At 69.2% G+C, this 11331-nt stretch carries 12 protein-coding genes; 7 read left to right on the forward strand and 5 right to left on the reverse strand.

Annotated features, from left to right (window positions below):
- Positions 1-4: 4 nt before the first annotated feature.
- The 4 genes from M3Q35_RS40875 to M3Q35_RS40890 are packed head-to-tail and all read left to right on the forward strand — an operon-like array spanning position 5 to position 3608.
- Positions 5-235: an MbtH family protein gene (locus M3Q35_RS40875; protein WP_273937935.1), complete on the forward strand. Its 231-nt coding sequence runs from the start codon at positions 5-7 to the stop codon at positions 233-235.
- On the forward strand, positions 228-1241 hold the full coding sequence (locus M3Q35_RS40880) for a methyltransferase (protein WP_273937936.1): 1014 nt from the start codon (positions 228-230) through the stop codon (positions 1239-1241). The genes M3Q35_RS40875 and M3Q35_RS40880 overlap by 8 nt, the downstream gene beginning before the upstream one ends.
- Positions 1242-1260: 19 nt before the next feature.
- Entirely contained in the window at positions 1261-2316 is a 1056-nt protein-coding gene (hppD, locus tag M3Q35_RS40885) for a 4-hydroxyphenylpyruvate dioxygenase (protein ID WP_273937937.1), read from the forward strand.
- The gene (locus M3Q35_RS40890) at positions 2313-3608 is read left to right on the forward strand and encodes an aminotransferase-like domain-containing protein (RefSeq protein WP_337960523.1); all 1296 of its coding nucleotides are present in this window, start codon (positions 2313-2315) and stop codon (positions 3606-3608) included. The genes hppD and M3Q35_RS40890 overlap by 4 nt, the downstream gene beginning before the upstream one ends.
- Here M3Q35_RS40890 and M3Q35_RS40895 read toward each other — a convergent pair.
- Positions 3605-4222: a response regulator transcription factor gene (locus M3Q35_RS40895; protein WP_273937938.1), complete on the reverse strand. Its 618-nt coding sequence runs from the start codon at positions 4220-4222 to the stop codon at positions 3605-3607. The two genes, M3Q35_RS40890 and M3Q35_RS40895, sit on opposite strands and share 4 nt — an antisense overlap.
- A 93-nt stretch (positions 4223-4315) precedes the next feature.
- A complete protein-coding gene (locus M3Q35_RS40900; protein WP_273937939.1) occupies positions 4316-5581 on the reverse strand; it encodes an aspartate aminotransferase family protein in 1266 nt (421 codons plus the stop codon).
- 84 nt (positions 5582-5665) lie between these two features.
- On the opposite strand from M3Q35_RS40900, the gene M3Q35_RS40905 reads away from it, so the two are divergent.
- Positions 5666-6556 carry a LysR family transcriptional regulator gene (locus M3Q35_RS40905; RefSeq protein WP_273937940.1) on the forward strand — a complete coding sequence of 297 codons (891 nt, stop codon included), beginning with the start codon at positions 5666-5668 and terminating at the stop codon, positions 6554-6556.
- On the opposite strand, the gene M3Q35_RS40910 is transcribed toward M3Q35_RS40905, so the two are convergent.
- On the reverse strand, positions 6546-6992 hold the full coding sequence (locus tag M3Q35_RS40910; protein WP_273937941.1) for a hypothetical protein: 447 nt from the start codon (positions 6990-6992) through the stop codon (positions 6546-6548). The genes M3Q35_RS40905 and M3Q35_RS40910 overlap by 11 nt on opposite strands.
- A gap of 181 nt (positions 6993-7173) precedes the next feature.
- On the opposite strand from M3Q35_RS40910, the gene M3Q35_RS40915 reads away from it, so the two are divergent.
- Complete coding sequence (locus M3Q35_RS40915) at positions 7174-8058, forward strand: phosphatase PAP2 family protein (protein WP_273937942.1); 885 nt, start codon at positions 7174-7176, stop codon at positions 8056-8058.
- Here M3Q35_RS40915 and glpK read toward each other — a convergent pair.
- Both glpK and M3Q35_RS40925 read right to left on the reverse strand, forming a co-directional pair.
- On the reverse strand, positions 8055-9566 hold the full coding sequence (gene glpK, locus M3Q35_RS40920; RefSeq protein ID WP_273937943.1) for a glycerol kinase GlpK: 1512 nt from the start codon (positions 9564-9566) through the stop codon (positions 8055-8057). The two genes, M3Q35_RS40915 and glpK, sit on opposite strands and share 4 nt — an antisense overlap.
- 9 nt (positions 9567-9575) lie before the next feature.
- Positions 9576-10322 carry an IclR family transcriptional regulator gene (locus M3Q35_RS40925; protein ID WP_273937944.1) on the reverse strand — a complete coding sequence of 249 codons (747 nt, stop codon included), beginning with the start codon at positions 10320-10322 and terminating at the stop codon, positions 9576-9578.
- 241 nt (positions 10323-10563) lie between these two features.
- On the opposite strand from M3Q35_RS40925, the gene M3Q35_RS40930 reads away from it, so the two are divergent.
- Entirely contained in the window at positions 10564-11316 is a 753-nt protein-coding gene (locus M3Q35_RS40930; protein ID WP_273937945.1) for an MIP/aquaporin family protein, read from the forward strand.
- The last annotated feature ends 15 nt before the right edge of the window (positions 11317-11331 follow it).

Genomic DNA, 11331 nt, shown 5'->3' on the forward strand with positions numbered 1-11331 from the left:
CACCATGGCTAACCCGTTCGACGACAACGACGGCCGCTTCGTCGTCCTGGTCAACGACGAGGGCCAGCACTCGCTCTGGCCGACCTTCGCCGAGGTGCCCGCCGGCTGGACCGTGGCGCACCAGGAGGACAGCCGCGAGGCGTGCCTTGACTACGTGAACGCGAACTGGACCGACATGCGGCCGAAGAGCCTGGTCGCGGCGATGAGCTCGGGGGAGGCTGACGGCATTGGCTGAGCTCGCTACTGCCCTCGTGGACGAATTCCTGACCCTGGTCGACGACAGCTGCGTCGCGGTGCTGCCGCACGTCCTGCGCATCGCGGCCGAGCTGCGGGTCGCGGACGTCCTGGCCGACGGCCCGCGTGATGTGGACACCATTGCGTCCGAAGTGGACGCTGACACCGAGTCGCTGTATCGGATGCTGCGGGCGCTGGCCAGCGTCGGTCTGGTCACGGAGTCCGAGCAGCGCACCTTCGCGCTGACCCAGCGCGGCCGGCGGCTGCGCACCGACGCCACCGACACCTCGTGGGCGTCGGTGGTGAACATCGAGTCGCAGCAGGCGTGGATCCGGGCCACCGACACGATCCGCTCCAGCAAGTCGGCGTTCGACCAGACCCACGGCGGGGAGTTCTTCGAGCACAAGGACGAGGACCCCGGCGCGAACCGGATGTTCCTGCGCCGCATGCGGGAACGGGCCGGCCGGTCCTACCCGCGGTTCCCGATCGCGGTGGACTGGGACCCGAGCGCCGTGGTGATGGACATCGGCGGCGGCGACGGCTACCTGCTCGGCCGGGTACTGGACTTCAAGCAGAACCTGTCCGGCGTGCTGTTCGACCGACAGGCCACTGTGGACGTCGTCCGGTCCGAGGGAACCCTGGACCGCTTCGGGGCCAGGGTCTCCACCGAGAGCGGCGACTTCTTCCAGAAGGTGCCGCTCGGCGCGGACACCCACCTGATGTGCAGCGTGCTGCACGACTGGACCGATGAGCAGGCCATCACGATCCTGCGCAACAGCAGGGAATCCCTCGAGCCGGGCGGCCGGCTGCACATCGTGGAGATGGTGGTGCCGGACGGCGACGACTGGCACCCGAGCAAGTGGAGCGACGTCGGCATGATGGTGCTGACCGGCGGGCGGGAGCGCACCCGCGTCGAGTTCGACGCGCTGCTGTCGGCCGCCGGCTACACGCTGACCTCGGTCCGCGGCATCCCCCGCTCGTACTTCAGCGTGATCACGGCCGTCTGAGCCGGGAGAGGACATTGTCATGAGCACCCAACTCGCGGTCGACCACGTCGAGTTCTTCGTCACCGACCTGGACGCGTCGCTGGTCGAACTGGTTGACGGCTATGGCTTCGAGGTGCTGGCCGCGGTCAACTCCAAGGCGTGGGGCGGTTATCGCTCGGTCGCGCTGGGCCAGGGCGACTCCGTGCTGGTGGTCACCGAGGCCGCCGGCGACCTGCACCCGGCCGGGCAGTACGTGGCCCGCCACGGCGACGGCGTCGGTGTCATCGCGCTGCGGACCGACGACGCCGCCGAGGCGTTCGCCGTGGCCGTGGCCAACGGTGCCGTGCCGGTCAGCCCGCCGGCCGACCGGGACGGCTGCATCACGGCCACCATCGAGGCGTTCGGCGATGTGCTGCACACCTTCGTGCAGCAGCCGGCGGTCGGCCGCTGCCTGCCCGGCTTCGGCGCGATCTCCACCGCCGGCACGATCGGCGCCGGCCTGCTGGAGATGGATCACTTCGCGGTCTGCCTCGAGGCCGGCGGCCTGGACGGCGCGGTGGAGTTCTACCTTGAGGTGCTGGGCTTCGCCGAGATCTTCGAGGAGAAGATCGAGGTCGGCACGCAGGCGATGAACTCCGTTGCCGTGCAGAGCCTGTCCGGCAAGGTCACGCTGACCCTGATCGAGCCGGACACCACCGCCGAGCCGGGCCAGATCGACGACTTCATCGGCAACCACGGCGGCGCCGGCGTCCAGCACATCGCCTTCACCTGCAACGACATCGTCGCGTCGGTGGCCGACATCACGGCCCGCGGAGTGGCTTTCCTCGACCCGCCGCAGACTTACTACTCGCTGCTGGCGGAGCGCCTGGAGCCGGTGGGCCACACCGTGGACGAGCTGCGCGGCCTGGGGATCCTGGTCGACGAGGACCACGACGGGCAGCTGTACCAGATCTTCACCCGCACCACCCATCCCCGTCGCACCTTCTTCTTCGAGGTGATCGAGCGGCTCAAGGCCAGGACCTTCGGCAGCGGCAACATCAAGGCGCTGTACGAGGCGGTCGAGCTGGAGCGGACCACGGCCCGGGAGACGCGGTGACCCACCAGTCCGTCGTGCTGGACAGCGGGCAGCTGCACTCCTCGCTGTCCGACCCGGCGCTGACCTCGATGAACCTGCTCAACGAGGTCGCCGGCCGGTACCCGGAGGCCATCGCCTTCGCCGCCGGCCGGCCAACCGAGCAGTTCTTCGACGTCGACGACCTGCACCGGGATGTGGCCCGGTTCCGCGAGTATCTGCTGCGGGACAAGGGTTACACCCCGGCGCGGGCCGACCGGGAGCTGTTCCAGTACGGCCGCACCAAGGGCATCGTGCACGAGCTGGTGGCGCGCAACCTCGCCGTTGACGAGCGTATGCACGTCGACCCGGAGTCCATTGTGGTCACTGTCGGCTGCCAGGAGGCGATGTTCCTGGTGCTACGGGCCTTGCGTGCCACCGCAGACGACGTGATCTTGGCAGTCAGCCCGACTTACGTCGGTGTGACCGGGGCTGCTCGCTTGGTGGACATGCCGGTGCTGCCCGTACGGGAAGGGCCGGCCGGTATCGACCTGGACGACCTGGCGGCGCAGGTGCGGGCGGCGCGGGCCGCCGGCCTGCGGCCCCGGGCCTGTTACCTCGTGCCGGAGTTCGCCAACCCGTCCGGCGTGAGCCTGACCCTGGAGACCCGGCTGCGGCTGCTGGACCTGGCCGAGGAGCTGGACATCCTGTTGTTGGAGGACAACCCGTACGGGCTGTTCCACGACGGCTCCGGTCGGCCGCCGACCTTGAAGGCGCTGGATTCCCGCCGGCGGGTGGTTTATCTCGGGTCGTTCGCCAAGACGGCTGTCCCCGGTGCCCGTGTCGGATACGTGGTCGCCGATCAGTTGGTGGACAACGGTTCTCTGTTCGCCGACGAGCTGTCCAAGCTCAAGAGCATGGTCACCGTCAACACCTCGCCCATCGCCCAGGCCGTGGTCGCCGGCCGGCTGCTGCGGTTCGACGGCAGCCTGGTCGAGGCCAATCGCCGCGAGGCCGAGCTTTATCGCACCAACCTCCGGCTCCTCCTGGACGGTCTCGAAGCCCGTTTCGCCGATCGCCCCGATGTCACATTGAACGTCCCCGGCGGCGGCTTTTTCGTCGTCGTCACAGTGGATTTCCGCTGCGACGACGCCGCCCTGGAACGTTCCGCGCTCAAGCACGGTGTTTTGTGGACTCCCATGCACCACTTCTATGCCGGCACAGGAGGTTTCTCCCAGCTCCGGCTGTCGTGCAGTGTCGTCACGCCGGCTCAGATCGAGACCGGCCTCGACCGCCTGGCCGCTTTCGTCCGAGAGGAGTCCGCGATGCTGGTCTAGGCGGCGTGGGCCAGGCCGGTCTCGAAGGCGTAGATCACGGCGTGGATTCGGTTGCGCAGGTTCAGTTTTCCCAACAGGTTCTGTACGTGTGATTTCACGGTGTGCTCGGAAACCGTGAGCGCCAAGGCAATCTCGGCGTTGCTCATGCCACGGGCGATGAGCGACAGCACCTCGCACTCCCGCCCGCTCAACCCGTCCCGTCGCACCGGCACCTCGCGCTGGACCGGCCCTTCTCCGCCACCGAACAGCACATACCCCGCCGACGCCATCCGCACTGCCGCAACCAGCTGCTCCGCCGTGGCCGACGGCGGCAGCACCCCGCACACCCCTCGTTCCACATCGGGCCTCAAGGAATGCTCGTGGCTGCCGATGGTCAGCACTCGAATCGTGTACCGGGCGTCCCGCGCCGCCTTCACGGTGACGCCGAACGCCTCCGTCTCCTCACTCACCCGGTGCAGCAGCAACACGTGCGGCTGCAACGCCTTGACCACATCCCCGACCGCGATGCCGGGCTGGCAGTCGCCCACCGCCCGGATCCCCGGCTGGTCGTTGAGCGCGGCCCGCACCCCGCCTCTGGCCAGCACGTCGTCCCCGGCGACAAGAACCTTGATCATCGTTCCCCCTCGAACTCGTGGTCCCGGGGACTACGTAACCACGGGTCCTCCCTCGCGAGGACCAGGCTCGAGCGCGTCTCTAGCGCTGGGGGACTAGCGGTTCGAGTGAGTCTTCACGACGTCGCCGATGGCCTGGTCGAGGATCGACAGGCCGAGCGCGATGTCGTCGTCCGACGCGGTCAGCGCAGGGGCGATGCGGAACACGCCGCCCATGCCCGGGAGCTGCACGATGTTCATGTGCAAGCCCAGTTCCAGGCAGCGCCGGGTGACGCGCTGGCCGATGTCGTCGGAGATCAACTCAAGTCCCACCAGCAGACCGCGGCCGCGGACGTCGGTGACGACGTCGTGGTTGTCGCTGATAGCCAGCAGCCCCTGTCGGAGCACGGTGCCGAGCTCACGGGCCTGATCCTCGAGCCGGTCGCGAAGCAGCACGTCCAGCACGGTGTTGCCGACCGCCGCCGGTAGCGGATCGGAGACGTGCGTGGTGAAGAACAGGTACCCCCGCTCATGTGCCGCCGCCTCGATCTCCGCGCTGGTCACGACCGCCGCCAGCGGCAGCCCGGCGCCGAGGGTCTTCGACAGCGTGAGGATGTCCGGCACGATGCCGTCACGCTCGAACGCGTACCAGGTGCCGGTCCGGCACAGGCCGGTCTGCGCCTCGTCGAGGATCAGCAGCATGCCCCGCTCGCGGCACTTCTCGTGCAGGGCGGCGAGATACCCGAGCGGCGGCTCGATGACCCCGCCGGAGCTCAGGATCGGCTCCACGATGCACGCCGCCAGCGCGCCCACCGACTGCGCGTCGATCATCTCGAAGCCGAAGTCCAGCTCCTGCCGCCAATCGGCTCCCGGTACCGGCAGGGCGAAGTTGCCTGGGGACGCCGGCCCGTAGCCCTTGCGGCCGGCGCTGTAGGTCGCGCCGGCGGCGGCCTGCGTCATGCCGTGCCAGGACCGGGCGAACGACACGATCTCGTGCCCGCCGGTGACCAGCTTGGCCATCCGCATCGCCGCTTCGTTCGACTCGGCCCCGGTGGTCAGCAGCAGCACCTTCTCCAGCGGCGACGGCAGCGTCTCGGCCAGCCGCCGGGCCAGGTCGACGACCGGCCGGCTGAGCATGCCGCTGAACAGGTGGTCCAGGGTGGCGGCCTGGCGCCGCACGGTGGCCACGATCTCCGGGTGCGAGTGGCCGAGGATGGCGCTCATCTGCCCGGACGTGAAGTCCAGGATCTTGCGCCCGTCCTCGGTGAACACGAAGCTGCCCTCGGCGCGGGCGATGATCTCGCGGGTGAAGTCGGCCCGGCCCGCGTAGCGGATGAGGTGTCGGTCGGCGTCTGCCCAGAAGGAATCAGCAGAGAAGTCCATGGCTGTGACGGTAGGAGCGGGCCGAGCGACACGTCCAGCGCACAATTCCGACCTCGTTGTGCGGTTTTGCCGAACAATGGCCGCATGCTGAACCCGTGGCGGCTGCGGCTGCTGAGCCGGCTCGACACCCTGGGCACCATCCGCGCGGTCGCCCAGGACGCCAACCTGAGCGCGTCCAGCGTGTCCCAGCAGCTGGCCGTTCTGGAGACGGAAACCCGCACCCAGCTGCTGGAACGCACCGGCCGACGGGTTCGGCTGACGCCGGCCGGGCTGGTGCTGGCCCGCCGGGCGCGGGCGATCCTCGACCACATGGACACCGTCGAGGCCGAGCTGCGCGGCCTGCGCGAGGAGCCGGCCGGGCTGGTGCGGCTGGGCGCGTTCCAGAGCGCCATCCACTCCCTGGCCGTGCCGGCCGTCGCCCGATATCCGCAGCTGGACGTGGAGCTGCTGGAGCTGGAGCCGCACGAGTCGATCCCGGCGCTGCGTGGCGGCGACGTCGACGTGATCGTCACGACCACCGACTTCGGGCAGCTGCCGCTCGGCCCGGATCTGGAGATCGTGCCGCTGGCCACCGACCCGATCGTGCTGGTTTCCTCGCCCGATCGGCACGTCCCGCGGGGACCGGCCGTGCTCTCCGCGTACGCCGGCGAGCCATGGGCCCTCGACATTGCCCAGTCGTACATGGCCGATCTGACGCTGCGCCTGTGCCGCGAGTCCGGCTTCGAGCCGCGGGTCGTGAGCCGGTTCAGCAACTACCTCATGACCCTGCGACACGTCGAGGCCGGTCTGGCCGTCGCGCTGCTGCCCGGGCTGGCCGTCGATCCGCGCTATCGCGTTGTGACACGGGAACTTGCCGTGCCGCTCACGCGGACCATCGCCGCGGTCGTGCGGCGGGGCTCGCCGCTGCGAGCCGCGGTGAACCTGGTGCTGACGGCGTTGCGGGAACAGCCACTGTGGACGGACGTCAGCAGTTGATGGCCTTGATCCAGGCGTCTTCCGCGTTGGCCCCGGGCTCGGCGTTGTAGCTCCACGCGCGGGCGTACCACTCGAAACCGTTGTGCTGCACCAGGGCGCCGCTGTTGTACTGCGTGTCGCGCCGCCACTGCTCGGCCTGGCACAGGGCGTTGACCGTGGTGGCCGGCGGCGCGGCGGGTGCCTTGGTGGTGGTTTTGGGTGGTGGCGGGGCCTTGGTGGTCGTCTTCGTTGTCGTGGTGGTCGTAGGCGCGGCCGAAGTCGTCGATGCCGTGGAGCTCGGAGTCGCCGACGTGGTGCTGGCCGAGGTGGTGGGGTTGGGCACCGGCTCGGCCACGGGGTCGGGGGAGCGCGTGACGGCCCAGAGGACCATGCCCAGGCAGAACAGCCCGAGCACGACGGCGGTGATGATCACGGTGCGCGTCTGGCGGCGAGTCATGAGTGCGGCACCTCCAGGGGCCCGGTCGGGGGAACGGGGTAGCGCAAGTGGGTGATCTCCACGGCCCGAAACCTTAGCCCGCTCCGCTCAGTGATTATGAAAGGGGTTCACTTATCACTCGGCAGTGTGGCCGGGGCTGACCGGATTTCCGCTGCTCACCGGCGTGGATAGCATCCGGGCCATGCTTCAGGAGGAATCCTCGGCTCAGGCGACGGTCATCCCGGCGCGCCGCTGGCTGCACGTGGCGGTGGGTAGCGCGATCGCCGCGGTCCTGGTCTACGTGCTGGCGGTGCTGACGCCGATCGGCCAGCAGCTGGAGAACGCGGCGCTGCGCGGGGCCGACCAGGTCAGCACGAACGAGGCCGGCACGGCCAACAGCAGCCTCGACCAGATCACCGTGTATTCGCTGGCCGCCGCGGTCGTGCTGATCGCGGCGATCGGCCTGCTGCGCCGCCGCTGGGACCTGGCGCTGGCCTCGGTCGGCGTGATCGTCGCCGGTCAGGTGATCACGCAGGGCCTCAAGCGGTACATCCTGCCGCGACCGCCGCTCGTCCCGCTGACCGGCCACTACGCCGACAACAGCCTGCCAAGCGGCCACACCACGATCGCCATGACGGTGCTGTTCGCGGCACTGATCGTGGTGCCGTACCGGTGGCGCGGCGTGGCGCTGTTCTTCGTGCTGTCCTGGGCCGTCGGCATCGGTTCGTACACCGTCACGGCCAAGTGGCACCGCCTGTCCGACACGTTGGCGGCGGACGCGATCGCGTTGGCGTTGGGCTGCCTCGCCTCGTGGTGGCTGGCCCGGCGCGGCCTCGTGCACAGGTACGAAGGCAAGCGCCGCATCCCACGCGTCCTGATCGTCACGTTCACCGCGGTCGTCGGCGCGTTCTTCCTGCTGTTCGGCGTGTTCTTCACGCTCGTGCCGCTGGCGCAGTACGGCCTGGACGGCGTGTTGCGCGACGACACGTGGATCGTTTACCTGGCCGCACAGTCACTGGCCTCACTCGGCTCGATCACCGCCGCCCTGATCTTCCTCGGCACGTGGCGACGGCTGGAGATCCGCTAGCGCTTACGGGGTTTGGCCCAGCCGAAAGTCAGCTCGACCGCCCGTTTCCAGTTGGCGTACTCGGCTTGCCGGTCCTCGTCGTTCCACTGTGGAGTCCAGCGCGCCGCCAGATGCCAGTTCCGGCGCAGCCCCTCCAGATCCGGCCAGTACCCCACAGCCAGTCCGGCGGCGTAGGCCGCGCCAAGCGACACCGTCTCGGCCACCATCGGCCGCAGCACCGGCACGTCCAGCACATCGGCGATGGTCTGCATCAGCAGGTGGTCGGCGGTCATGCCGCCGTCGACCTTCAACGCCTTGGACGGCACGCCCAGCTCGGCGGCCATCGCATCCACGACCTCACGCGTCTGCCACGCTGTGGCTTCGAGCACCGCGCGGGCCAGATGTCCTTTGGAGATATAGGAAGTGAGGCCGACGATGATGCCACGCGCCTCGCTGTGCCAGTGCGGCGCGAACAGCCCCGAGAACGCCGGCACGATGTAGCAGCCGCCGTTGTCGGTCACGGTCCGGGCCAGCGTCTCGATCTCCGGCGCGCTCTGGATCAGCCCGAGCTTGTCCCGGAACCACTGCACGAGCGAGCCCGTGACGGCGATCGAGCCCTCGAGCGCGTACGTCGCCGGCTCGCCGCCGAGCTGATAGCCAATGGTGGTAAGGAGTCCGTGCTCCGACTTGACGAGCGTGTCGCCCGTGTTCATCAGCAGGAAGCTACCGGTGCCATAGGTGCATTTGGTCTCGCCCTTGGCGAAACACGTCTGCCCGAACAGCGCCGCGTGCTGGTCGCCCAGTGCCGCGGAGATCGTCACGCCCGGCACCACGCGCGTGGTCTTGCCGTGAATCTCCGTGGAGGCCCGGATCTCCGGCAGCATCGGGGCGGGAATGTCGAAAAAGGACAGTAGCTCGGCATCCCAGGCCTGGGTGGTGATGTTCATCAGCATGGTGCGGCTGGCGTTGGTCACGTCGGTGACGTGCAGCCCGCCGCTGACGCCGCCGGTCAGGTTCCAGATCAGCCAGGTGTCGATGGTGCCGAACAGGACGTCGCCGCGCACGGCCCGCTCCCGCAGCCCAGGAGTGTTGTCCAGCAACCACTTCAGCTTCGGCGCCGAGAAGTACGTGGCCAGCGGCAGGCCGCAGCGCTCACGTATGCCTGAGCTTTCCGGACGGGCGGTCAGCTCGCCGACCAGCTCCTCGGTCCGGATGTCCTCCCACACGATGGCCCGCCCGACCGGCACACCCGTGTGCCGGTCCCACACCACGGCCGTCTCGCGCTGGTTCGTGATGCCCAGCGCCACCACCTGATCCGCGCCGACACCGCCGTCCCGCAGCGTCTGCGGCATGATCCGGTCCACGTTGCGCCAGATCTCCACCGCGTCCTGCTCGACCCAGCCCGGCCGCGGGTGGTACTGCCGGTGTTCCCGCTGCACGACCGAGACCAGCCGGGCGCTGTGGTCGAACAGGATGCACCGGGTGGAGGTGGTGCCCTGGTCGATCGCCATCACATACCGTTGCGCCATGATCCCCGCTCAGTCGCTCAACGCCCGGGACACGGCCTCGGCCGCGCTGGCCACCTGACTGACCAGGGCCGGCTTGGGCCGGCTGGCCGAGTCGCAGATCCGGTCCACCGCACCGGAAACGCCGATCGCCCCGACGACGAGCCCGCCGAACGCCCTGATCGGCGCGGCGATGCCGGCCTCGCCCGGCATGTACTCCTCGGCCTCGCTGGCCCAGCCGCCGGCCCGCACCTGGGCCAGCACGCGTTCCAACGCCTGCGGCGACACGATGGTGCGTCGGGTCAGGGACGTGAGCGGGCTTCGGCTCAGCGACGCGTCGTAGGCCAGCAGCACCTTGCCGAACGCGGTAGCGTGCAAGGGAAGCATCGCCCCCACCCCGAGTGTCTGCATCGTGTCGTCCGGCCGGAAGACGTGGTGCACCACCAACACCGCGCCGTCGTGGTGCACGCCGATGCGCACCTCCTGGCCGCTGCGGGCGGCCAGCGCGTCGGCCCAGTTGAGCGAGCGTGAGCGCAGCTCGTTCGCGTCGAGGTAGCTGGTGCCCAGGTGCAGCAGGGCCGCGCCGAGCTTGTAGCGGCCGGATTCCTGGTCCTGTTCGACGAATTCGACCCGTTGCAGGGTGCGGAGAATCCCGTGCGCGGTGCCCTTGGGCAGGCCGAGCGAGGCCGCGATCTCGGCCAGCCCGTACTGCCCCGAGCCGCGCGCCAGCAGCCGCAGCATGGCGGCGGCTCGCTCGATCGACTGGATGGGGCCCGGCACGGCGTCAGCTAATCAAACGAGCTCGTTGTCGGCAATGTCGAACGCCCGGTGGTGCTACGGGCCCCGTCCGGGAGCGGTTTCATCCGCCCGATCGTCGGACAGTAATCGGATGACCACCCTGTGGTGTGAGTCACCGTTCGACATTGTCGACCGGTCACCGTTGAGGGCCCGGTTCCCGCTGCTTACGGTCCCCTCACTCACTGGGGGTGAGCGGACCGTTCAACGACGAATGGAGGAGTGGGTGGCTCTCGGAGCGGTGTTCCTCAGCGAGGTGCTCGGCACCGGCCTGCTGATCTTGCTCGGCGCCGGTGTGGTGGCCAACGTGCTGCTGGTGAAGTCCAAGGGCTTCGACGGCGGCTGGCTGCTGATCAACTTCGGATGGGGCCTGGCCGTGATGGCCGGCGTCTACGTCGCGTTCAAGTCGGGTGCGCATCTCAACCCGGCGGTCACGATCGGCATCCTGAGCAGCGGGGCGAGCACGTACGCCCCTGGGGTGGCGGTGAGCCTCGGCTCGACCCTGGTCTACCTGGCCGGCGAGTTGCTCGGCGCCTTCCTCGGCGCCTGCCTGTGCTGGCTGGCCTACAAGAAGCACTTCGACGAGGAGCCCGACGAGGGCAAGAAGCTGGCCGTGTTCTCCACCGGCCCGGCGATCCGCAGCTACGGCTGGAACCTCGTCACCGAGATCCTCGGCACGTTCGTGCTGGTCTTCGTGGTGCTGTCGTTCGGAAAGACGCCGTCGGGCCTCGGCCCGCTGGCCGTGTCCATGCTGGTGGTCGGCATCGGCGCCTCGCTCGGCGGGCCCACCGGCTACGCCATCAACCCCGCCCGTGACCTCGGGCCGCGCATCGCCCACGCCATCCTTCCGTTGCGCTACAAGGGTGAGCCCGCGTCCACCGAACCGAAGAACTCCGACTGGAGCTACGCCTGGGTGCCGGTGGTCGGTCCGATCATCGGCGGCGTCATCGCCGGTCTCGCCTCCCACATCGTGTTCTGATCGGAAGGGCTTTCC

Origin of the sequence: Kutzneria chonburiensis, from assembly GCF_028622115.1 — a bacterium.
Classification (GTDB): domain Bacteria; phylum Actinomycetota; class Actinomycetes; order Mycobacteriales; family Pseudonocardiaceae; genus Kutzneria; species Kutzneria chonburiensis.

What these genes read in the sequence shown, in the direction of transcription:
- hppD (WP_273937937.1), top strand. Translation starts at nt 1,261, where the DNA reads ATGAGCACCCAACTCGCGGTCGACCACGTCGAGTTCTTCGTCACCGAC.
- M3Q35_RS40875 (WP_273937935.1), top strand. Translation starts at nt 5, where the DNA reads ATGGCTAACCCGTTCGACGACAACGACGGCCGCTTCGTCGTCCTGGTC.
- glpK (WP_273937943.1), bottom strand. Translation starts at nt 9,566, where the DNA reads ATGGCGCAACGGTATGTGATGGCGATCGACCAGGGCACCACCTCCACC.
- M3Q35_RS40915 (WP_273937942.1), top strand. Translation starts at nt 7,174, where the DNA reads ATGCTTCAGGAGGAATCCTCGGCTCAGGCGACGGTCATCCCGGCGCGC.
- M3Q35_RS40905 (WP_273937940.1), top strand. Translation starts at nt 5,666, where the DNA reads ATGCTGAACCCGTGGCGGCTGCGGCTGCTGAGCCGGCTCGACACCCTG.
- M3Q35_RS40900 (WP_273937939.1), bottom strand. Translation starts at nt 5,581, where the DNA reads ATGGACTTCTCTGCTGATTCCTTCTGGGCAGACGCCGACCGACACCTC.
- M3Q35_RS40910 (WP_273937941.1), bottom strand. Translation starts at nt 6,992, where the DNA reads ATGACTCGCCGCCAGACGCGCACCGTGATCATCACCGCCGTCGTGCTC.
- M3Q35_RS40895 (WP_273937938.1), bottom strand. Translation starts at nt 4,222, where the DNA reads ATGATCAAGGTTCTTGTCGCCGGGGACGACGTGCTGGCCAGAGGCGGG.